The organism is Amycolatopsis sp. NPDC034160 (assembly GCF_055575355.1).
Map to the genome: position 1 here is coordinate 42,111 of NZ_JBVISU010000030.1, position 21,870 is coordinate 63,980.

The following is a 21,870-nucleotide window of genomic DNA, read 5'->3' on the forward strand; positions in this document are numbered from 1 at the left end:
CCTGCTCTGCTCTTCGCAACCGGTACGAATACACAACAACGGGAGTTGCCGTGATCGACGAGACCCTCCTCGACGCCGAGGAGAAGATGGAAAAAGCGGTGTCCGTCGCCAAGGAGGACCTGTCGTCGGTGCGCACCGGCCGGGCCCACCCTGGGATGTTCTCGCGCGTTGTCGTCGACTACTACGGCGCGCCGACCCCGCTGAACCAGTTGGCGGGCGTCAACATCCCTGAAGCCCGGATGGCGTTGATCAAGCCGTACGACCAGACCTCGCTCAACGCCATCGAGAAGGCGATCCGCGAGTCGGACCTCGGCGTCAACCCGAGCAACGACGGCAACGTGATCCGCATCGTCATCCCGCAGCTCACCGAAGAGCGCCGCAAGGAGATGGTGAAGGTCGCCAAGGCCAAGGGCGAGGACGCCCGCGTCTCGATCCGCAGCGTCCGCCGCAAGGCCAAGGAAGAACTCGACCGGATCAAGAAGGACGGCGAGGCGGGCGAGGACGAGGTCGTCCACGCCGAGAAGGAACTCCAGAACCTCACCGACACGTACACACACAAGGTCGACGAGCTGGTGAAACACAAGGAAGCCGAGCTACTCGAGGTCTGATGAGCCAGGTGAGCGAGGAACGCGAGGACCGGGTGGAGAACCCGGAACCGGTTCCGGCCACGGTGCCGGATTCGAAAACCGTGCCGGAACCGGCGCAGAAGGTTTCCCGCGCCGGCCGCAACCTGCCCGCCGCGATCGGGGTCGGGCTGCTGCTGGGGGCGGCGATCATCACGTCCCTGCTCACCGTCCGGTTTCTGTTCATCGGCATCATCGCGATCGCCATCGCGGTCGGCACGATCGAGCTGGCCGGGGCGCTGAAGCGCGCGGCGAACATCCGGATCGCGCTGGTCCCGGTGCTCGTCGGCGGTCAGGCGATGATCTGGCTGGCGTGGCCGTTCGGCCGTGAGGGTGCGCTGACGGCGTTCGTGCTGACGGTGCTGGTCTGCTTGCTGTGGCGGTTGCCCGGTGGGGCGGAAGGCTATCTGCGCGACATCAGCGCGTCGGTCTTCGCCGCCGCGTACATCCCGCTCTTCGGCGCCTTCGCCGCGATGCTGGTGCCGCCGGAGGATGGTGTCGGCCGCGTCTTGGCCTTCATGATCGGGGTCGTCGCTTCGGACACCGGTGGCTACATCGCCGGTGTGCTGGGCGGCAAGCATCCGATGGCGCCCAGCATCAGCCCGAAGAAGACGTGGGAAGGCTTCGCCGGTTCGCTCGTGGCGGGTGTGGTCGCCGGAGCGCTGACGCTGAGTCTCCTGCTCGACGGTCATGCCTGGCAGGGTGTGCTGTTCGGCGCGGCGATCGTCTTGACCGCGACGTTGGGAGATCTCGTCGAGTCGCTGATCAAGCGCGATCTCGGCGTCAAGGACATGGGGAACATGCTGCCGGGGCACGGTGGCCTGATGGACCGGCTCGACTCGTTGCTCCCCTCGGCAGTTGTCTCCTGGCTGCTGCTCTCCGCCTTCGTCCCTGTTTAGACAAAGACGAAACACATGTGACAAGCCCGGAAGACTGGGCCAAGGTCGGAGTATGCGAACTCAAGGGATGAGTAAGCGACTTCTGACCGTGGCGCTGAGCGTCTTGACGCTCGGCGCCCTGACGACACCCGTGGCGGCCGCGGGCGAAAGCCCGGTCGTCCGCACGGATTCCGGACCCGTTCGCGGGGTGAGCACCAGCGAAGGCGTGAGTTTCCAAGGCATTCCGTTCGCCGCACCGCCGGTCGGCGAGCTGCGCTGGGCACCGCCACAGAGACCCGAACCGTGGACCGCCGTGCGGGACGCGAGCAAACCAGGGCCGCGGTGCGCTCAGGGCGAGAGCTTCGGCACTCCCGCGAGCGTCGACGAGGATTGCCTGTATCTCAACGTGATCAGCCCGGCCGGATCGACGCACAAACCGCGTCCGGTGATGGTCTGGGCACACGGCGGCGGCTTCACCTCGGGCGCCGGCAGCGACTACGACTTCAAGCGCCTCGCTCTTGGCGGGAACGTGGTCGTGGTGACCGTGAACTACCGGCTGGGCGTGTTCGGCTTCTTCGGCCATCCCGAACTCGGTCGGGACTCCGGCGTCTTCGGCCTTCAGGACCAGCAAGCCGCTCTCCGCTGGGTCCAGCGCAATGCCCGTGCTTTCGGCGGGGATCCCCGCAACGTCACGTTGTTCGGTGAGTCCGCGGGCGGGATGAGCACCTGCGCCCAGCTGACTTCGCCGTCGGCCGCGGGGCTCTTGTCCCGCGCGATAATCCAGAGCGGGCCGTGCACGATCGACTGGCCCGCCAACGGCATCTTCCCCGGTGGTCCCGAGGGCAAGCTTTTCCAACGCCGTTCGGACATCGAAGCGGCCGGGCGCATCGAGGCGGAGAAGCTCGGCTGCGCCGACGTGGGGTGTCTGCGCGGTTTGCCGGTCAAGGCGCTCCTGCCGCTGCAGTTCAGTTCCCCGACCTTCGACAGCAGTGTCCTGCCGATCGACCCGGCGGAGGCGTTCCGGACCGGCCGGTTCGCGAAGGTGCCGGTGATGACCGGCACCACGCGTGACGAGGGCAGGTTGTTCGCGGCGCTCTTCCCGGATCACCCGATCACCGAAGCGCGCTACCAGCAACTCCTGCGTGACGCCTTCGGTGACAAGGCGTCCGTCGTAGCGGCGAAGTATCCCTCCGCCGCACATGGCAGTCCCGGGAACGCCTTCGCCGACGTCATGACGGATCGGGTGTGGTCCTGTTCGGAAGTGAAGGCTCAGCGGTACCTCGCCGCGAGGACACGGACCTTCGCTTACGAATTCGCCGATCGCGGTGCTCCGGCGGTGTTCCCGTTCCCTCCTGGAATCGACCCAGGGGCTTCACACGCGTCTGAATTAGCTTATTTGTCTGATTTGGGCGGTCTTCCGGCGGAATTAACGCCGGCGCAGCAGAAGCTCGCGGCGCAAATGATTCACTACTGGACCCGGTTCGCCAGGACCGGCGATCCGAACGGCGAAGCACTGCCGAAGTGGCGCCTGGCGCCGAAGGTGCAGTCGCTGGCCCCGGACAGGATCGGTCCGGTCGACTACGCCGCCGAACACAACTGCGGCTTCTGGGCGAAGCTCTGACGAGAGAGCCGGGGGCGAGTGTCTTGCCCCCGGCTCGATCGACTCAGTCGTCGTAGGGGTCGTCGACTTCGGCGGTACCCCAGCCTTCGGCGACCCGCGAGTGGTCGATCACGGCGAACACCGAACCGTCGGGGTCGGCGAGGATCGCCACGCGGCCGTACGGGGTGTCGTAGGGCTGGACCACGACGGTGCCACCGAGCATCAACGCCTGTCCCGCGGCGGCGTCCGCGCCGCGGGCGGGATCCAGTGCGAGATAGACCATCCAGTGTGGGGGAGTGTCCGGCCGGTATTCCGTGCCCATCACGTACCGGTACAGCACGGGTTCGTGCTCGATGAGCCATTCGGCGTAGTCGAGCGAGGCGCCGTCGCCGATCTGGTGGCTGGTGTAGTTGAAGAGGCGGCAGTAGAAGTGGTCCGCCGCGGCGCCGTCGTGGGTGTTGAGATCCGCGCCGCTGAAGGTGTTGGGGAGACCGGTCGCGAACTCCCAGGTGACCGGCGGTTCCCAGAAGACGACGTGCGCGCCGCAAGCGTCGACGGCGTGGATGATGGTGCCCCGCTGGGGAATCGCCACCGGCCCGAGGGTGACCCTGCCACCGAGACTGTCGACCCATTCGGCGGACGCGGCGGCGGAATGGGTCGACAGGTGGACGCTCCATCCGCTCGGCCCGCCGGTGCCTGAGCGGTACAACCCGCCGACGGGGGCGCCGTGCAGTGTCGCGATCGAGTACCGTCCGGTCGGCGTCGCGGGATCACGTTGGACAGTGAACTCCCAGTCGAAAAGCCCGCTGTAGAAAGCTTGTGTGGCCGCTTCGTCTCTGCAAGCGAGTTCGATCCAGCACGGGATTCCTGAAGGGATGACGGAAGTGTGAGCGGCCGAGCCAAGCGACATGCGGTTCTCCCTTACCGGTGGGGGTAAAGTCTAGTCGCTTTCCGCATTGTTCCCGTTAAAGATTTGGACCCGGGTGGTCAGGAACCCGGCCCGGTGTCCCGTCGTTGGAGTTTCCGTGCGCTGGTTTCCCCGATCCGTCTCCTCCTTCCGTCGCGGTGGTGAGGAAGTGCTGCCGAGCCCGAACATCTGGTACTACCAAAAGGCCTACGCGATCGAGAACCGCGCGCAAGACGTCGACGACGAGATCTGGCGGGTTCTCGCCGAGCATCACGACTGGTCCGGGGCGGACGTGCTCGACATCGGCTGCGGTGACGGTTTCCACCTGCCCCGGTTCGCCGCGACGGCGCGGTCGGTGCTGGGGGTCGAACCCCACGAACCGCTCGTCCGTGATGCGCGGCACCGCGTCGGGGAACTGGCGAATGTCGAGGTGCGGCAAGGCCGCGCTCAGCGGCTTCCAGTGCCGGACGCGGCTTTCGACGTCGTTCACGCGCGGACGGCGTACTTTTTCGGCCCCGGCTGCGAACCAGGCCTTCGTGAGGCAGAGCGGGTACTGCGGCCCGGCGGGACGTTGATGATCGTGGATCTCGATGTGACGAGCGAGCCCTACGGGCGTTGGATGCGACAGGATCTGCCGCACTACGACCCGCCCGGCGTCGAGAAGTTCTTCGCCCGTCAGGGATTCGGCTGCCGCAAGGTGATGACGCGATGGCTGTTCGAGGACGCCGCCGCGATGGAAGCGGTGCTGAAGATCGAGTTCAGCGCTCCGGTCGCGGCGAAGGCGATCGCGGAGGTCCGGCGCCTCAACGAGGTTTCGTCAGGAGCCGGGGAGAAGCGGATGACGTTGCCGGTGGGCTATCGCGTGCATACGCGCACCAAGCCCACCGGCCTCGTCGTGCCAAGTCACTCCGCGTCCTCGGGGGACGCCTCGTCCGGAGCGGTGTCATCGTCGGCCTCGCCGAGGATGCCGTAGATCGTCCGGCGTGCCTCGTTGAGCACGTCGACGGCGCGGGACTGCTGTGCCTCGCTGCCGGCGTGCATGACCTGCATGACCGCGGCGGCCAGGGTGGCACCCGCCTTGCGCAGGTTCACCTCGACCGGGTCGACGTCGTGGGCGATCTGCTCCCACGGCGGGACGGCGTCCTGTTGCTCGGCCGAGGCGCGACCGGATGCGGTGAGCTCGAACAGCTTCTTGCCGCTCTCGTCCTTGCTGATCACCAGCCCTTCGTCGGCCAGCATCTGCAGGGTCGGGTAGACCGAGCCGGGGCTGGGCTTCCAGAAGCCGCCGCTGCGCTCGCCGATCTCGCGGATGATCTCGTAACCGTGCCTCGGCTGCTCGGAAAGCAGCGCGAGGATCGCGGCGCGGACGTCACCGCGCTTGCCGCGACGGCCACCGGGGCCACCGCGACGGCCGTGCCGATGTCGGTGCCCGGGTCCGCCGGGGCCCCAGCCGGGCGGCGGGGGGAATTCGCCGAAGCCGCCGCGTGCCCATGGCCCGAAGGCGGGTCGGCCGTGTTGGGGAGGAAAAGGTCGTCCTCGCATGATGTGGATCCTCTCTGCGTAATGTTCCGACACGTTAACGATATATCGGAAACAGTCGTACGGCAACTGAATCTTCGTGACGCAGGTCTCAGCTCAGGTCGAGGGCGAGCAGGTCAACGCCACCCGCGTCGAACTCGCCGACCTTCCGCCAGCCCCAGCGGCGGTACAGCGCTCTGGCAGGCGCCGCGACGCGGGACCCCCGCAACGCGAACCGCTCCAGCCGGTCTTTCAGCAGATCGTCGAGCAGGGCACGGCCGTGATAGACGCGGCGTTAGACGTCGGCGAGCTCAGCTGGTTCGAAGAGCACGGTTCAGTCTGCCCAGAACCACGGTCGCCCACGCCACGACCCGGCACCGCCTCCTTCAGGCGCGGGGAAGGGGAAAGACGTTGAGGTCCCGCTCGGTGAGCGGTTCGCCGCGCCAGCCGAGTGCGACGGCGGCGTCAGCGATCCTTCCGTTGCCCCACAACGGGAATCCAGCGGGGAAGTTCGGCACGAGCCCGGGCACCAGCGTCTGGGCGACGTGGAAACCGGCGGCGGCGACGTCGCAGGTGGTCAGGTCCACGCTGATCACCTCGAACCCGCGTGCTTCGACCCGGTCCTGATAGGTCTTGAGTCCTCGTTCGCCGAGCGAAGGGAGGTCGGCCCAGCCGCGGTCCGGGAGGTCGCGGACCCACGGGGTCACCCGCTTCCCGGCCCGGGGATCGAGGTAGATCTGTTGCTGGCACAGGAGATCCGTGACGTCGGCGAAGTCGTCGCGATAGGAGCCGAGATAGCGCCGGTCGGCCCGATACGGTTTGAGGTCGCCACATTCCTGTCGCAGAGCGGACAGTTCGTGTTCGTTGTCGAGAGCGCGGTAGGTGTGCTGCAGCGCGAACCCTTCGGCGAGTGCCTTCTTGGCGGCTTCGAGGGCGTCCGGCCGGGTGGCGAAACCGAGGGAGAGCCAGCGCGTCACCCGGTCGAGCACCGCCGCCGCGATCACCGGGACCTCGAATTCGTTGTCCAGATGGATGAGCGTGACCTCGTACCCGTCCGCGGTGTCGACGATGAGCGACCGGATCTCCCCGGGGATCGGAAGCCGCGCGAGGCGAGGTGTGTTCGCCCACCACGCCATGGTGGCGTCGTGCTCCAGGACTCTTTCGAGGCCGAACGTGACGGCCTGTTCTTCGGAGGTCCCTGCGGCGAGGCCTGTGATCGGCGGATCGGCGAAGCGGGCTTCCCCCGCTTGTCGTTCGTGTGACACCAGGAACGCCGGAATCCAGACGGATTTCTCGGCGGTGTGGGAAAAGCCCTCGACCCACGAGCAGTCCGTCCCCGAGGTCAGTGGCTCGAACGGGAAGCCGGACGACCGGTACTGATCGGCCGAGTAGAGGTTCAGCCGGCGAGGGTCGAGCGCCGGGACGCCGTAGCGCGCGAGTTGCTCGTAGCTGCCGAAGCGTACTTCGCGGTCTGGGGAGAGCCAGCTGCCGCAGTAGCGCTCCACGGCCTCTGTGATGGCTGACTGCCGGGCGAGGTCGAAGTCGTGCCACGACGTGCCGAGGGCCTGCCTGTCGTTGGGCCAGTTCGTAACACGCCGCATGTCCGCGACGTCGACCGCGCAGACGCGCAGCCGGGCGGGCGTCCCAGGCTTGGGCGGGATTTCCTCGATGCCGGTCACGATCCCGGTCTGAGCGTCGACCAGCCGTGCGGGGTCGGTCTGGGCCGGGACGGGCCGGACGCGGTCCGGAACGGGGAGGATCGGGTGGCGGGTCTCGGTCAGCTCCGCCGGATTCAAGTCGATTTCGCCATCGGTGAGGGCGGATCGTCCGCCGGAGAGCCAGCGTTCGAGGTGGGCGGTGAGAATCGCCAGTACCCAGCGTGCGTCGCCGGGCTCGAGCGACGGTCCGTTCGCGAGCACGTCGATCGGGTGAGGATCCGAGGCGGCGGAGCGTCGGCGGGCGACGACGTCGGCGAAGTCGATCCCGCCGGGCGTGAGCGCGGGCCCGGCGATCACCCGGTCGCGTTCCCGGCGCAACGGTAACCAGCGCACTCCGCTCGCGGCGCACAAAGCGTCCAGCGCGGTCAGCTCGGCGTAGGCGGGGTGGTCGAAAGCCGCGACCACGACGGTGTTCTCGGTGTTTACTTCGGACAGATCCGGGGTGAACGGAACGGTTTCGACGACGGCGTAGCCGCTGACGGCGAGGATTTCGGCGAGCGGTTCGGTGAGGGCCGGGGATCCGGTGAGGAGAATCGCCGTTTCGGGAATGATCTGCACCACCTCCGCGTAGCCGTACCTGGCCAAGTCTCGGGCGGGGCATGACGCGCGGGCGTCTCCTCGTATGCGATCCGCCCGGCCCCGGCTGTGCGGAGGTCACGTGACCTGGGGAACAGCGATGGAGGGCGGCCCGGGCGCGTCGGAGGTGGACATGGGAGACTGAGTGGGCTATGACTGCCCTCCCTCTCGTCTTCGACGCGCCCAAGCGCGGCCTGCCGCCGCGCCACCTCGCCGACCTCACCGCCGCCGAGCGGGCCGAGGCCGTCGCCGAGCTGGGTGAGAAGCCGTTCCGCGCGAAGCAGCTGTCGAACCACTACTTCTCGCGGCTCACGGTGAACCCGGAGGAGATGACCGACATCCCGGCCGCGTCGCGCGAGAAGCTCGTCGCCGACCTGATGCCGCCGCTGCTCACCGAGATCAAGGCACTCGCGTGCGACGACGGCGCCACCCGCAAGACCCTGTGGCGCGCGCACGACGGGACGCTGCTGGAGAGCGTGCTGATGCGCTACCCGGACCGCGCGACCCTGTGCATCTCGAGCCAGGCGGGCTGCGGCATGGCGTGCCCCTTCTGCGCGACCGGGCAGGGCGGCCTCGACCGGAACCTCTCGACCGCCGAGATCGTCGACCAGGTCCGCGCGGCCGCCGCCGTGATGCGTGACGGCGCGATGACCGGCGGCCCCGGTCGCCTCTCGAACATCGTCTTCATGGGCATGGGCGAGCCGCTGGCGAATTACAAGCGGGTGGTGGCGGCGGTGCGGCGGATCACGGATCCGTCGCCTGAGGGGCTGGGTATCGGTCAGCGTTCGGTGACGGTGTCGACCGTCGGTCTCGCGCCCGCGATCCGTAAGTTGGCGGATGAGAAGATGCAGGTCCGGCTCGCGGTGTCGTTGCACACGCCGGACGACGAGCTGCGGGACACCCTCGTGCCGGTGAACGAGCGTTGGTCGGTGGACGAGGTTCTCTCGGCCGCGCGGTACTACGCGGACACGTCCGGCCGTCGGGTGTCGATCGAGTACGCGCTGATCCGGGACATCAACGACCAGCCTTGGCGTGCCGAGCTGCTGGCCAAGCGTCTTCGTAAGCACCTCGGTCAGTTGGTGCACGTGAACGTGATTCCGCTGAACCCGACGCCGGGTTCGAAGTGGGACGCGTCGCCGAAGCCGGTGGAGCGCGAGTTCGTCCGCCTGGTCAACGCCGGTGGGGTCGCGTGCACGGTGCGGGACACCCGCGGCCAGGAGATCGCCGCGGCCTGCGGCCAGCTCGCCGCCGAGAACTGACTGTGCCAGATGATCCCGATTTCGGACCTGTGTCGGTACGCCAACCCAAGGCGACCCCGCGGATCGGCTACTACGATGATGACGACTATATGGGCCGAAGGCGCCCGGGGGCAGGCGTCTTGAGCTGCAGACGGCGAGTCGATTCCCTGCTGGGACTGTCCAATATTGGGCTGAAACGAACAGTGGTCGCCTGCATGTGATCCCGCTGTTGCTTGATCACTGCGAGATGTCAACATTGCCGCGTGTTGAGAAATACGCGGATTGCCGACATGACTATGGCTCGGGTCTTACATAAGTGCTGGATGTTCTAGGGGGTTTGGCTGATTGTGCTGGCAACATTGCCAAACTTGCCTTGTGCGGTCAGTTCACCGCCGAAGGCGGACCTTTAGCCTGATAATCAACAGGTCAAGGTCATTCCGCTGAATCCGGCGTCGGCTTAAAGCGGGGTGCGTCGCCGAAGTCGGCGAAGCGGAAGATCGTTCGTCCGGTTCGTGAACGCCGACGGTGGGGCACGGGATCTGTGATCCGCCGCACCGCCGCAACCCCCGCTTGTAATTCGCCAGCGGCTCGCCCATGCCCACGCTTTTAGTGAGGGGTAAGGCAAATGTGGCGTGTTCGGGTGGGGTGGTGGTCTGGGTGACGTGGCGCCGCACTCGCGTGCTTGGAGGCGTAACACCCGAGTGCGGGAGCCTGGCACGCGAGTCCCGTGTCTGAGCACGCGAATTACGCCTTCGTACTGTCCGCCACCCCGACGAACAGGCCGCCCACGATCACGACACGTTTGGCCTTCTTCTCAAGACTACTCGGGCGTGTCGTCCCACGGATCGAGCAGCGTGATACCGGTGTCGACGAAATCCTTGAGGTTGCGGGTCGCGAGACACGCTACGAAGCGTCTGCAGACAGCGGCAATCTGCGCATCAGCCATACTGTTCGGAAGACCTTGCTCCTCGCGCGCTGCGGCGATCGCGCCGTAGTACTCGGCAGCCACACTGTCGAACGGCAAGATTTGATCCTGGAGGTCTTCGGTCAGCAACTCCGAGACCTTCGCCGCGAGTGCGGCCTTTCGTCGGCCATCTGGCAGCCGAGCGACCCCGTATGCGAGTTCGGCAGCCGTCACAGACGTAATGAAGACCTCATCGGCCGGATAATGATCGACCCAGCGGACCACGTTGCCATCCGGAGCTTGCCTCATCAGTTCGAAGACAACGTTGGTGTCAAGAACGATCACTCGGGAAATTCCGCCGCTCGTGGTTGCTCCACTCGTTGCGGAAGCTCGAACGATGGCTCATCCAGGCCGTCAAAACGCTGCCGGATCCTCGTCCCCATCCCTGGTCCCGATGCCGGCTTGGTCAGCGCGGAGGCAAGGATCGCACGCACCTCAGCCTCCATCGACCGGCCGTGTTCGGCAGCTCGGACCCGCAGCTTTGCCTTCAACCCCCTCGTCGAAATCACGGATAGTCAGATTCGCCATCCGACACCTCCCATGCACTCAATGCTAGTACGACTGGAGCAGGGGTCACTAGCCGCAGGCGGCGGCGATCTCCTGTCTGCGGGTATCTCACCGCGTCGCCTGAGGGCCCAGGCTGACCGACTCGTCGAGGGTGATGCTGTCGGCCGGATCGGCCGGGCACCCCTCGGTGTGGTCGGGCAGTGGCTCGGGATCCACTCGCCGACGTAAGGCGCCGGGTGAGGCGATCGCGCCGTCAGGGGACGGCGCCTGACGTTTTCCGGTGCTGCGTCGTCGTAGTGCTGGAAGTGACGCTACGAATCAAGGAGACCGATGATCAGGATCGGAATCGTCCTCGGCCGCACCCGTCCGGATCTGGCCGAATTGCCGGGCGAGTACAACGTCGTCTCACTGGACATGATGCTGGACCAGGTCGTCGCCTGGAGTACCGCCCTCGCGCCGCTGCGTGTCGCTTGATCCTCCGGAAAGGACTGATGATGCGGGAAACGGACGAAGCCGAACTCAGGCGGCACATCGGCGAGATCGTCGAAGGAATCGAAGCCAAGGATCTGGACCGTCTCCGGCGGCTCTACTCCGACGACGTCGTGTCCTTCGACATCGATCCGCCGTTGCAGCACGTCGGCATCGACGCGAAGTCGAAGAACTGGGCGAGGGTGTTCATGTTCTTCCAAGACGTCACCTACGAGGTTCGCGATCTGCGGTTGACGGTGGATGAAAGTGTCGCGTTCGGACACTGCTTCGGGCGGCTCAGCGGCACGACGAAGGACGGGATCGCGGTGGGTGGGATGTGGGTCCGGGGGACCTTCGGCTTCCGGAAGATCGACGGGCGCTGGCTGATCACCCACGATCAGGCTTCGGTCCCGCTCGACATCGCCGGCGGTAAAGGGATGACCGACCTCGAGCCCTGACCGGCGTTCGGTGTCGTGCTCACCGCACTGGGCCGGATGGCCCAGTCGCGCGGCGGACCCGGCCGTTGGCCGCGACACTCGGAGGATGTCGACGGCGGAGGTGCGCAAGATGTCCGGGACGAAGGCGAGACAGGTTCGCCACAGCGACACCGTGCAGGTGCTCGGGCGGATCGGGATGGGGTGCTATGGGTTGGTGTACCTGCTGATCGGGTACCTGGCGGTGCGGATCGCCGTCGGCGGCGGCGGCCAGGAGGCCGATGGGCGCGGCGCGATCACCGAGGTCGGCTCGACGCCGCTCGGTGGTGCGCTGTTGTGGGTGCTCGCGGCCGGGCTGGTGGCGTACGGCCTGTGGCAGGCGCTGCTGGCCGCGGTCGGATACACCTGGATCGACAAGGAGTGGCGCCGCACCGTCAAGCGGGTGACGTCCGGAGTGCGTTGCGTGGTGGGGATCGGGCTGGGCCTGTACGCGGCCCGGCTGGCCGCGGGGGCGGGGGAGCAGAGCGGTGACCAGAAGCAGCAGGAGTTCACCGCGCGGCTGCTCGCGTTGCCCGCCGGTCCGTTCCTGGTGATCGTGGTGGCCGTCATCGTGTTCGGGGTCGCGGTCGCTTCGGTGGTGAACGGGGTGCGGCGGAACTTCGTGCGGGATCTCGACCTCTCGTCGTTGCCGTCGGGTACCCGGCGCTGGGTCGAGCGGCTGGGACAGATCGGTTACGTGGCACGGGGTGTCGTGTTCGGCATGGTCTCGGTGCTGCTGGGATACGCGGCGCTGACGCACGACCCGTCCCGATCGGGCGGCCTCGACGCCGCCCTGCGCACTTTGGCCGCTCAGCCGTTCGGCACGGTGCTGCTCTTCGTGGTGGCCCTCGGAGTCGCCGCCTTCGGTGTCTATTGCGGCGGAGCCGCGCGGGCACAGCGCGGCTGAGTCCCCCGCGGGGGACAGAACATCCTCCTCCTCAAGTGGACTCCGTCCGGCCCCGCCGGACGATGTGCGCGCAGCAGCGTCGTTTTTAGCCTGACGTCGCAGTGATCTTCCACTGGGCGAAGGGGAACGGCGATGGGGAAAAGACTGGGCAAGGCCGCGACGGCGCTGGCCGTGGCGACGACGATCGTGGTGGCGGGCTCGACGCCCGGAGTGGCGGCGATACCCGACATCGGGGTGACGGACGTGGTGCAGACCCGCCGGATCAGTGAACTCCGGACGTCTCCGGACGGCCGGTTCGGCGCCGTCGTCGTCACCGAGCCTTCGGTCGCGGACAACACCGTCACCAGCCGGGTTCTCGTGCTGCCGTTGGCGAAACCGACGGAGGTCAGGACGGTCGCGACGGTGACCGGGACGACCGCCCGGATCACGAACCTGCGCTGGTCGCCGGACGGAACCTCGCTGGCCTACCTCGCGGCTCGCGACGGCGCGGACGAGATCTGGCAGGTGCCGTCGCGGGGCGGGAAACCGGCGAAACCGCTCGATTTCGCCGGGCCCGCGGTTCTGATCGGTGGCAAGCACGAGGCGTTCCGGCTGGCCAACGTGCCGCCGCATCCGGCGAAGATCCTCGCGTTCGAATGGTCACCGGACGGGCGGCGGCTGGCGTTCACCACGCCGCGGCCCGGCGGCAGGCCGACCACCGACGGCGTCGTCTTCGACGAGCGGACGATGGACCTGCGGACCTTGGAGACGGGGGAGTACGACCTGACCCGGAACGGACTGTGGCTGCTGGACACCGCGACCGGGAAGCAGCGGCATATCGCCGACTTCGTGATGGGCCCGCTCGCCGTCCCCGGCAAACCGGGAATGGCGTGGTCACCCGACGGTACCCGGCTCGCGTTCGCGACGAGGGAGAGCCAGCAGCCCACCGACAATCTCGACACGGCGCGGATTCTGGACGCGGCAACCGGTCAAGTGACCATTGTGGACACCGCGAAGGCACGGCCGCTGCCGTCCGCCTGGTCCCCGGACGGACGTTCGATCCTCGCTTCGAAGGACGACAGGCTGCTGGCGGTCCCCGTCGGCGGGGGGACTCCGGAACCGGTCGCGACACTTCCCGCCGGAACGCGGATGTCGTCGTCGGGCAGCGCGTGGTGGTCGACGGCGGGTGACCGGGTGTTCGCCATGGCGAGCGACGACCGCCGCGAAACCCTTTACGCGGCAAGCCGGTCGGGAACGTTGGCGCCCGTTTCCCCGGCTGCCGGTACCTTGTCCGGCTGCTCGTTCGACCCGGCCCGGCGTCTCGGTCTCTGCGTCCGGGAGGACGTCACCTCGCCGCCCCGCCTCGTCGTCGTGGACGCCGCGACCGGGTCCGTGCGCGAAGGTCACGACCCGAACGGCTGGGCGGCCGGTGTCCGCCTGACCCGCCCGCGAAGCGCGGAATGGACCCTGCCTTCCGGACATCGGGCGACGGGCTACCGTCTCGTTCCCGAGCGTTGTGGCCGGGAGAGCCGCTGCCCGGCCGTCGTGATCACCCATGGTTACGACGCCACCGAGCGGTTCATGGCGGAGGAGAACGAATGGCAGTACCCGTCGCAGGTCTTCGCCGCCAAGGGGTATGTCGTCCTGCTGGTCAACGAGTCGCGGTCGACGCAGGATCCGCGCGACGCCGTCGCGGTCATGGAAGCCGCGGTCAAGTCCGCAGTGGACAGTGGAACCGCTGATCAGGGCAAGGTCGGCATCATGGGCTACAGCCGGGGCGCGTTCGTCAGCGAGGAGGCGATCGCGCGCTCGACCGTGTTCAAGGCCGCGTCCGCCGGTGAGGGCGGCAGTCCGTCGCTGATCCCCGGCTCCGGGCAGACAGCCGAGCACGTCAACGGACCGGTGCTGCAGCAGGTGGGCCCCGCCGCCGGTTCGCTCACGTTGAGCATCCACCGGTTCGTCAAGGGAAAGAACGTGCCTGCCGAATTCGTGCTCTTCGGCGACGAGACGCATGTCTTCCATCAGCCGCGGCATCGGGCGGCGGCGATGAACCAGAACCTCGCTTGGTTCGATCGCTGGCTGCGGAACTGAAGGCGCAACCCTTTGCGTTCAGAGCGCGGACGCCGCGCGGTAGTCCTTCGGCGAGGTGCCGAGTAGCCGGGTGAACATGGTGGAGAAAGCGGCAGGGCTCTCGTAGCCGAGCGAGGCGGCGATCCCGGCGATGGGACGGCCGTCCGAAAGCAGCGACAGGGAATGCAGGACACAGGCCCGTTGTCGCCAGCGGGCGAAACTCAACCCGGTCTCGGCGGTGAAGAGCCGGTTCACCGTCCGCTCGCTCACATGCAACCGGGAGGCCCAGCCGTCGACCGGATCGTGGATATCCGGGTCGTCCAGAAAGGACTCGCACAGGGCGCGTAGTCGTTCGTGCCTCGGGAGCGGGAGATCGAGCCGGATCGGGGCGGACCGGCGGATCTCGTGCAGGGTCAGGCCGATGACCGCGGCGTCCCGTCCGCGAGGGGAGTACAGCGACGGCACGTCGACGGCCTCGTGCAGCAGTTCACGCAGCAGTGCGGAGACCTCGACGACCTGGCAGCGCCGCGGAAACCACGGCACCGCCTTCGGTTCGATGTACAGGCTCCTGGTGCTCACGGTCGTGGTGAAGACCTGGTGATCGGTCCCCGGCGGGACCAGTACCGCGCGCCGGGTCGGAATGGTCCACGTGCCGTCGGCCGTCTCGACCCGCATCGACCCCGTGGCGCTGTAGAGGAACTGCGCCCGCCGGTGCCGATGCCGGGGAATCCGGTGTCCCGGCGGGTAATCGGTGCGGATCGCCACCACTGCCCGGTCGAGGTCCTCGACCTGGTCGATGGGGATGTCACGCACGTCACCGAGGCTACCCGAGCTGTCCGATACGCGAAAGAAACTGGCGTTCTTTCGAATGCCCGCCGCCCCGGCGACGCCTACCGTCGAAGAAGTGCTGATCGAGATCCTGCTGCTGCTCGGGTTCGGTTGCCTGAGCGGCGTGACCACCGTCCTTTTCGGATTCGGCGGCGGGTTCATCACCGTGCCCGTCGTCTACTCCTTCGCGCTCGCCCAACCGGGAAACGCCCTGGGTGCGATGCACGTCGCGGTGGCGACGTCGACCGCGGTGATGGTGGTCAACGCCGGGAGCGCGACCGTCGCGCAACTGCGGTCGGGGCGGCTTCGTCGCGACTACCTGTGGCCGCTCATCGCCTTCATCGGGCTGGGAGCCGTGCTCGGCTCCTTCGCCGCCACCGCCGCGGACGAAAGCGTCCTGCGCCGGCTTTTCATCGCCTATCTCGCGTTGACCATCGCCGACAGCTTGCTCCGCAAAGGATTCGTGAACAGGGGAGAGGACACGCGACCTCGTGCGCTCGGCGGGCTCACCACCACCGCGGGCGGGACCGGGATCGGTGCCGTGGCGAGCTTTCTCGGGGTCGGCGGCAGCGTGCTCACTGTGCCCCTGATGCGGCGCAAGGGGCTGCCGATGGCCGACGCCGCCGCGCTGGCGAACCCCCTGAGCCTGCCGGTGGCGGTGATCGGCACCGCCGTCTACGCCTTCGCCGCGACGGGCGCTTCTTCGGGTGCCGCCCACCTCGGATACATCGATCTGGTGGCCGCGGCCGCGCTGTTGTGCGGGTCGTTGCCGACGATCGCCGTGACGCGCCGGGTGGCCGGCCGGATCCCGGACCGCGCGCACGCGATCACGTACCTTGTCCTGCTCGCCGCGGCGTTGATCGCGGTCGTCCTGCGTCAGTGATCCGATGAGTCGATACCCTCAGCACTGTCTCGGTGGACAAAAGCGTGTCTCACGGACAATAGATCCGATGAATCCTCTATCCCTCTGCCGGATCTTGCGCCAAGATTCTCCGCATGAAGCTGAGATCGATCACCAAACGCATGCTCGTTCTCGGGCTGCTGACGGTCCTCGGGACCACCGGGATCCCGTCCGCGGCCACCGCCGACCCGCTGCCCGCCTCCCCGGACGTGAACGCGACCGGGCTGCCGCGGGGCGACTGGGAACCGGTCGGTCCGAACAGCATCGGCGGACTGCTGGCGGTTTCCCCCGCCGGTCTCCTCATGATGCAGCCCAGCCCGCCGGCGTTGTGGCTCTCCGGCGATCGCGGCGCCTCGTGGACGGCGCGCCGAGGACTCCCGGCGGAGACCGCCATCCAGGGGTTCTTCGCCGATCCGGTGAACCCCGACCGGATGCTCGCGGTGGGCAACAAACCCGCGGGCGTGCAGGGCGAGTGGCGAGGGCTGCTGCTGAGCACCAGCGACGGCGGCCAGACCTGGGAGACCCTGCGCGAGTGGTACCCCGACGGCGCGTTCGGCCTGGCCACGGACCCGACCGGTCGCGTCGTCGTGGTGCAGAACCTCGACTCGCTGAGCGTCAGCACCGACGGCGGCGTGCACTGGAACGACGTACCGAGGACCTGGCCCCGCGAAGGGCTCGCCGCGCCGGTCGGCGGGCTCAAGCTCACCCTGGTCGGCGACGACGCCTACTTCACGACGGTCTATCCGGAGTACTCGCTGTGGGTGGTCCGCGGAGTCAGCGGCAAGGGGCCGAAGGCCGAACTCGTCTACCGTGTCAACGGCGAGATCGGGCAGGTCGCTTCGGACGGCAAACGGTTCGTGGTCACGGTCGGCCCCGAACTGCACGGTTCGACCGACGGAGGGAAGACCTGGACGGTGCTGCGCCGCGATCCCGGTGGGCAGCCGCTGCGCGAACCGCACTTCGTCGGCGGCCGTCTGTACATCGCGACGTATAACGACATAGACGTCAGCTCGGACGGCGGTCGTACCTGGACGCGCAAACCGGTGCCCGCGCCGGGCGAAGGGGTCAGCGACATGGCCGAACTCCCGGCCCTGGCGGGCAAACCCGCCACCACGCTGATCTCCTCGGTGTACCGAGGGGTGTACGCCGACGGCGCCAAGAGCGGCTACCAGCAGATCGGCGTGCCCGGCGAGTCCATTCGCGACCTTGTGACCAGCGGGAACCTTCTGCGTGAGAACGTCGTCGCCGCCGGGATGCAGGAGATCTACAACACCCCGCTGCCGCGCGGCAAGGTCACCGCGGCGACCCGGATGTGGCAGTCGCACCCCACCGACCGGTTGCACGAAGACGCGCGCCTGTCCGTCTCGCCGAGCCGCCCGGACGTCGTCTGGCAGGTCACCCGGAACGGCTTCGCGCTCGACGTGCTGCGCAGTGGTGACGGCGGCCGCACCTGGCAGTTCGCGGCGAAGGCGAAGGAAGGCCTTCCTCGCACGATCTTCGCCCATCCGGCTGACCCGGACAGGCTGCTCGTCTCGGCCTTCGCCCCCAGCGGCTACGTCCTCTACCGCAGTGACGATGCCGGGAAGACCTGGGAAAAGCTCCCCACCGACAACGGCTTCATCGCCTTCGCCGGGGACCCGTGGAACGCGGATCGTGTCTGGGGCGGGGACTCCGATGGTCTGTCCCGGTCCGACGACGGCGGCAGGACTTGGACCCACGTCTCCGACGAACCGGTCAGCTCGATCTCGGTGAGCCGCTGGGGCGGCGGCCGCGTTCTCGTCGGTGGGGCGGGCCTGCTGCTCAGCGAGGACAACGGCCGGACGTTCCGCCGGGTCCGCGACGGTGAGGATCCGCGGGAGATCAGCCGGATCCTGCCGCATCCGTTCGATTTCCGGGTGTGGTTCGCCGGCAGCTCGACCGGGGGAGGCGTGCTGCGCAGCGCTGACTTCGGCCGCACCTGGTCGCCGATGCCCGGTGCGCTGCCCGACGCCAGGGTGCTCTCCCTGACCGCCAGCTCGGACGGCCGGTACTTGTTCGCCGGCACCGCGCAGTCCGGCGCGTACCGCCTGACGCTGTACTGAGCCGAGGCGCTTCGTGGCCGGAGAAAGTTCCGGCCACGAAGCGTTTACTCGGTCCGCCACCGGATGTCAGAGTCGAGGTCATGGCCATCGACGTCGCCGCCCTCCGGGCCCACTTCCCGTCCCTCGCCGCCGGAACCGCCTTCTTCGACGGACCCGCGGGTACACAGACACCCCGGCAAGTCGGCGACGCGATCGCCGCGACGCTGACCGATCCGCTGTCGAACCGGGGCACCGGCAGCCCGTCCGCACTCAACGCCGAGAACGCGGTCGCGGACTTCCGCGCCGCTTACGCCGAGTTCCTCGGTGTTCCGGCCGAGGGGATCGTCCACGGCCGCAGCGCCACCCAACTGACGTATGATTTTTCCCGGCAGCTGGCCAAAACCTGGCGCGAGGGCGACGAGATCGTCGTCAGCCGCCTCGACCACGACGCCAACGTCCGGCCCTGGGTCCAGGCCGCCGAACGGGCCGGGGTGACCGTTCGCTGGATCGGCATCGACCCCGAAACCACCGACCTCGACCTCGATTCCCTCGTCCTCACCGACCGGACGCGGCTGGTCGCGGTCACGGCGGCGTCGAACGTCCTCGGCACCAAACCGCCGGTCCGCCGGATCGCCGATCTCGCCCACGACGCCGGAGCGCTGGTGTTCGTCGACGGCGTGCACTACGCCGCGCACGATCGGGTGGACGTTCCCGCGCTGGGAGCGGACTTCTTCGTCTGCTCGCCGTACAAGTTCCTCGGCCCGCACTGCGGCGTGCTCGGCGCGTCGCCCACCCTGCTCGAAACCGTCGAGCCGGACAAGTTGGTGCCGTCGCCCGGCACCGTGCCCGAGCGGTTCGAATTCGGCACCCTGCCCTACGAGATCCTCGCGGGAGCCACCGCTGCGGTGGACTTCCTCGCCGATATCGACCCGGGCGCGGGCGGGTCGCGGCGGGACCGGCTGACGAACTCGCTGAACTCCCTGCACGACCACGAACTCTCGCTGCGCACGAGGCTGGAGAAAGGACTGGGTGGCGCGATCACCGTCCACTGCAAAGCGGACGACCGGACCCCGACCATTCTGATGAGCCTCGGCGGCCGGGAGCGCGAGGCCCAACGGCGGCTCGCCGAACGGAACATCGTCGCCCCGGCGGGTTCCTTTTACGCCTACGAGGTCTTCGCGGCCTTGGAACTGGAGGATCCGGCGCTCCGGGTCGGGCTCGCGCCGTACACCAGCGCCGAGGACGTCGACAGGTTGCTGGACGGACTGGTGGCGTTCAGCTGAGGGACCGGATCTCTTCGACGGCGCCAAGCACGTGCTCGGCGTGCGTGCGGTGACTGAGCACGCAAAATCTGATGAAGAATCGCCCGCGAATCCTGGTACTGGTGAGCAGGTACCGTCCCCGCGCGCGAATCTCGTCGAAAAGCCGTGCCGTGGCGTCGTCACCCGCGCTCGATCGGAAGACCACAGTGGACAGTCGGGGTGGCCAAGGTAGTTCCAGTCCGGGGATGCGGAGAAGCTCTTCGTAGGCACGCCAGGAGAGGTCGAGCTTTTCGTCCAACGCGTCCCGGAAGGACCGGACACCGTGGAGCCGCAACGGAAGCCAGACGCAGAGCCCACGGTGCTCCCTGGTCAACTCGAGGCCGCGATGGGCGTAGTCGGGCAGTTCCTCACGCTGTCCGAGGTCCTGGTAATAGGCGGCTTGCCGGTGATACGCGCGATCGAGTGTCGCGGTGTCCCGCACCAGTAGCGCGCCGATCCCGTAGGGCAGGAACAGGCCCTTGTGCGGATCGAGGGTGATCGAGTCCGCCCGTTCGATCCCGGCGAAGCGAGCACGTCCGCGTTCGGTCAGCTGGAACGCGCCGCCGTACGCGCCGTCGACGTGGAACCACAGGTCTTCGCGGCGGGCGAGGTCGGCGAGTTCGGCCAACGGGTCGACGGCGCCGGTGTCCGTGGTGCCCGCGGTTCCGGCGATCAGGAAGGGAACCAGTCCGCGACGCCGGTCCTCGGCGATCATGCGGGCGGTGGCGAGCGGATCCATCCGCAGTTCGTCGTCCACCGGGACGACCCGGACGCTTCCGGGGGGCAGCCCGGCGATCGACGCGGCCTTGGCCACGCAGACGTGGGTGTGCTCGCTGACGTACAGCGTGCCGTCCGGCGTGCGTCTCGCCGCGACGACGGCGGTGAGCGTCGCCAGTGAACCGCCGGAGGTCAGCACCCCGCCCGAACCGGCGGGAAGGCCGAACTCCGCGCACAGCCACCGCAGCACGCTTTCCTCGATCGCGACCAGACCGGGTGCCATGTCGGCGATCGTCCCGAACCGGTTCATCGTCAGGGTGAGCAGTCCGGCTATCGCGGAGGTGATCAGTCCGCCCGCCGGGATGTACCCGAGATAGCGCGGTCCGGCGGTCTCGACGCCGACCGCGGCCGCCGCGCCCACGGTATCGAGCAGTTCGCCCAGCGGCCGCGCGTCGTCGGTGATGGAGACGTCGCCGTCGAAGGGGGAAGGATCGTGCGCGGGCCTGTCGGCCAGCCCGGCGACGAAGGAGGTGACGAAATCGAGCGCCGCGGTCCCGAGTTCGCGCAGTTCGGCCTCAGAGGGTTCGAGAGGGAGCATGTCCCGCAGTCAAGCGGTGTTCACCGCGCCGATCTTGTACGTTCTTGCACCGCGCGCCGGTACTGGCCGGGGGTGATCCCGAGCATCTTGCGGAAGTGCCTGCTCAGATGCGCCTGGTCGACGAAGCCGACGGCCGTGGCCGCTCCCGCCAGACCGGCTCCGTGCCGGATCAGGGTGCACGCCTTCCGTACTCGGTACTGCGTCAGATACGCGTGCGGCGGGAGGCCGTAGGTCGCGCGGAAGGCGCGCGACAAGGCGAACCGCGTCGTGCCCAGAAGGTCCGCGAGTTCGCCGAGACTCGGCGGGGCGAGGTGTTCGTCGCTGAGGATGTCTCGTGCCGCGGCGGCGACCGGCCGCGCCGGAACCTGCTCCCGCGGCAGTCCGCCGTACCGGCCGAAGACGCGGGCCAGCGCCGCGCACAGCAGCGTGTCCGCCGTGCAGGCGTCCTCCTCCATCGCCCGGATCGCCGCGAGCAGCGCGTTCCGGACCACGGGATCGTCCGCGATCCTCCTGGTGAGGGCCGGGGCTCCGCCGAAACTGGACCGCACGAACTCCACGGGAACGTAGAGCGCGTGATAGGTCCAGCCCTCGGCGGTCGTCGCCCGACCGGTATGGATGGTCTCGGGATTGATCAGGACGACGCCACCGGCACCGACGTACTCGCGATCGTCGCCATAGGAAAGTTCCTCCGACCCGTGTACGACCACGCCGATCGTGTAGGTCGAGTGGGCGTGCCTGCCGAAGACGTGGCGGCGGTAGCGGGCGTGCAGGACGCCCAGCTCGGGCGAGCACGGATGACACCGGTAGTGGACGAACTCCCCGGCTTCCACCCGGCCAGCGTAACCCGCAGGTCTCGTGAGTGGTAATGACGGTTAGAACCGTCATTACCACTCACGAGGGGCGCTCAGCACGCGGGTCGCGGTAGGCGGGGCGATCGCATTCGGCTAAGGTCGGCTTCAGAAAGCGGTTCTGAGCGTTGAGAAGTTAGCGCCGATCCGCCGGTAACCGGGTTGGTTGCGGCGGTTGATGGTGCGCGCTC

General features: G+C 68.1%; 20 protein-coding genes. 12 read left to right on the top strand and 8 right to left on the bottom strand.

The genetic code is table 11. The features are described from left to right. The first annotated feature begins 50 nt into the window (after window positions 1-50). The 3 genes from frr (at window position 51) to ACZ54P_RS36860 (ending at window position 3,122) form a co-directional block, all read left to right on the top strand. The gene (frr, locus tag ACZ54P_RS36850; protein WP_061984457.1) at window positions 51-608 is read left to right on the top strand and encodes a ribosome recycling factor; all 558 of its coding nucleotides are present in this window, start codon (window positions 51-53) and stop codon (window positions 606-608) included. Further along, window positions 608-1,522 (top strand): phosphatidate cytidylyltransferase, encoded by a 915-nt coding sequence (locus ACZ54P_RS36855; RefSeq protein WP_465466238.1) that lies wholly within the window; start codon window positions 608-610, stop codon window positions 1,520-1,522. Before frr ends, ACZ54P_RS36855 begins: the two co-directional genes overlap by 1 nt. A 67-nt stretch (window positions 1,523-1,589) precedes the next feature. Then, window positions 1,590-3,122, top strand: a complete 1,533-nt coding sequence (locus ACZ54P_RS36860; RefSeq protein ID WP_465466239.1) for a carboxylesterase/lipase family protein — start codon at window positions 1,590-1,592, stop codon at window positions 3,120-3,122. Between the two features lie 43 nt (window positions 3,123-3,165). Here ACZ54P_RS36860 and ACZ54P_RS36865 read toward each other — a convergent pair whose 3' ends face one another. Then, the gene (locus ACZ54P_RS36865) at window positions 3,166-4,011 is read right to left on the bottom strand and encodes a VOC family protein (protein WP_465466240.1); all 846 of its coding nucleotides are present in this window, start codon (window positions 4,009-4,011) and stop codon (window positions 3,166-3,168) included. A 115-nt stretch (window positions 4,012-4,126) separates the two neighbouring features. Between ACZ54P_RS36865 and ACZ54P_RS36870 the strand changes: the two genes are divergently transcribed. Further along, on the top strand, window positions 4,127-4,981 hold the full coding sequence (locus tag ACZ54P_RS36870; protein WP_465466241.1) for a class I SAM-dependent methyltransferase: 855 nt from the start codon (window positions 4,127-4,129) through the stop codon (window positions 4,979-4,981). Here the strand turns inward: ACZ54P_RS36870 and ACZ54P_RS36875 are convergent. Next, window positions 4,912-5,550: a PadR family transcriptional regulator gene (locus ACZ54P_RS36875; RefSeq protein ID WP_465466242.1), complete on the bottom strand. Its 639-nt coding sequence runs from the start codon at window positions 5,548-5,550 to the stop codon at window positions 4,912-4,914. The two genes, ACZ54P_RS36870 and ACZ54P_RS36875, sit on opposite strands and share 70 nt — an antisense overlap. Before the next feature lie 362 nt (window positions 5,551-5,912). Beyond that, a complete protein-coding gene (locus tag ACZ54P_RS36880) occupies window positions 5,913-7,802 on the bottom strand; it encodes a YcaO-like family protein (RefSeq protein ID WP_465466243.1) in 1,890 nt (629 codons plus the stop codon). A gap of 170 nt (window positions 7,803-7,972) precedes the next feature. Here ACZ54P_RS36880 and rlmN point away from each other — a divergent pair, with 170 nt between their 5' ends. After that, window positions 7,973-9,079, top strand: a complete 1,107-nt coding sequence (gene rlmN, locus ACZ54P_RS36885; RefSeq protein WP_465466244.1) for a dual-specificity RNA methyltransferase RlmN — start codon at window positions 7,973-7,975, stop codon at window positions 9,077-9,079. Window positions 9,080-9,878: 799 nt separating this feature from the next. On the opposite strand, the gene ACZ54P_RS36890 is transcribed toward rlmN, so the two are convergent. Then, window positions 9,879-10,307 (bottom strand): PIN domain-containing protein, encoded by a 429-nt coding sequence (locus tag ACZ54P_RS36890; RefSeq protein ID WP_465466245.1) that lies wholly within the window; start codon window positions 10,305-10,307, stop codon window positions 9,879-9,881. Next, complete coding sequence (locus ACZ54P_RS36895) at window positions 10,304-10,531, bottom strand: FitA-like ribbon-helix-helix domain-containing protein (RefSeq protein WP_465466246.1); 228 nt, start codon at window positions 10,529-10,531, stop codon at window positions 10,304-10,306. The genes ACZ54P_RS36890 and ACZ54P_RS36895 overlap by 4 nt, the downstream gene beginning before the upstream one ends. 328 nt (window positions 10,532-10,859) lie before the next feature. Here ACZ54P_RS36895 and ACZ54P_RS36900 point away from each other — a divergent pair, with 328 nt between their 5' ends. From ACZ54P_RS36900 to ACZ54P_RS36915, 4 genes are all read left to right on the top strand, one after another. Continuing rightward, window positions 10,860-11,003 (top strand): hypothetical protein, encoded by a 144-nt coding sequence (locus ACZ54P_RS36900; protein ID WP_465466247.1) that lies wholly within the window; start codon window positions 10,860-10,862, stop codon window positions 11,001-11,003. A 20-nt stretch (window positions 11,004-11,023) separates the two neighbouring features. Further along, entirely contained in the window at window positions 11,024-11,455 is a 432-nt protein-coding gene (locus ACZ54P_RS36905; protein WP_465466248.1) for a YybH family protein, read from the top strand. Window positions 11,456-11,564: 109 nt separating this feature from the next. Continuing rightward, entirely contained in the window at window positions 11,565-12,377 is an 813-nt protein-coding gene (locus ACZ54P_RS36910) for a DUF1206 domain-containing protein (RefSeq protein WP_465466287.1), read from the top strand. A 132-nt stretch (window positions 12,378-12,509) separates the two neighbouring features. Continuing rightward, window positions 12,510-14,447 carry a dienelactone hydrolase family protein gene (locus ACZ54P_RS36915; RefSeq protein WP_465466249.1) on the top strand — a complete coding sequence of 646 codons (1,938 nt, stop codon included), beginning with the start codon at window positions 12,510-12,512 and terminating at the stop codon, window positions 14,445-14,447. A gap of 18 nt (window positions 14,448-14,465) precedes the next feature. On the opposite strand, the gene ACZ54P_RS36920 is transcribed toward ACZ54P_RS36915, so the two are convergent. Continuing rightward, window positions 14,466-15,239 (bottom strand): AraC family transcriptional regulator, encoded by a 774-nt coding sequence (locus ACZ54P_RS36920; protein WP_465466250.1) that lies wholly within the window; start codon window positions 15,237-15,239, stop codon window positions 14,466-14,468. 91 nt (window positions 15,240-15,330) lie between these two features. Here ACZ54P_RS36920 and ACZ54P_RS36925 point away from each other — a divergent pair, with 91 nt between their 5' ends. The 3 genes from ACZ54P_RS36925 (at window position 15,331) to ACZ54P_RS36935 (ending at window position 19,498) form a co-directional block, all read left to right on the top strand. Next, a complete protein-coding gene (locus ACZ54P_RS36925; RefSeq protein ID WP_465466251.1) occupies window positions 15,331-16,137 on the top strand; it encodes a sulfite exporter TauE/SafE family protein in 807 nt (268 codons plus the stop codon). Window positions 16,138-16,250: 113 nt separating this feature from the next. Then, on the top strand, window positions 16,251-18,236 hold the full coding sequence (locus tag ACZ54P_RS36930; RefSeq protein ID WP_465466252.1) for a peptidase S8/S53 subtilisin kexin sedolisin: 1,986 nt from the start codon (window positions 16,251-16,253) through the stop codon (window positions 18,234-18,236). Between the two features lie 80 nt (window positions 18,237-18,316). After that, window positions 18,317-19,498, top strand: a complete 1,182-nt coding sequence (locus ACZ54P_RS36935; protein WP_465466253.1) for a cysteine desulfurase-like protein — start codon at window positions 18,317-18,319, stop codon at window positions 19,496-19,498. Here ACZ54P_RS36935 and ACZ54P_RS36940 read toward each other — a convergent pair. Further along, window positions 19,491-20,831: a pyridoxal phosphate-dependent decarboxylase family protein gene (locus ACZ54P_RS36940; protein WP_465466254.1), complete on the bottom strand. Its 1,341-nt coding sequence runs from the start codon at window positions 20,829-20,831 to the stop codon at window positions 19,491-19,493. The genes ACZ54P_RS36935 and ACZ54P_RS36940 overlap by 8 nt on opposite strands. A gap of 20 nt (window positions 20,832-20,851) precedes the next feature. Continuing rightward, complete coding sequence (locus ACZ54P_RS36945) at window positions 20,852-21,661, bottom strand: AraC family transcriptional regulator (protein ID WP_465466255.1); 810 nt, start codon at window positions 21,659-21,661, stop codon at window positions 20,852-20,854. Window positions 21,662-21,870 lie beyond the last annotated feature (209 nt).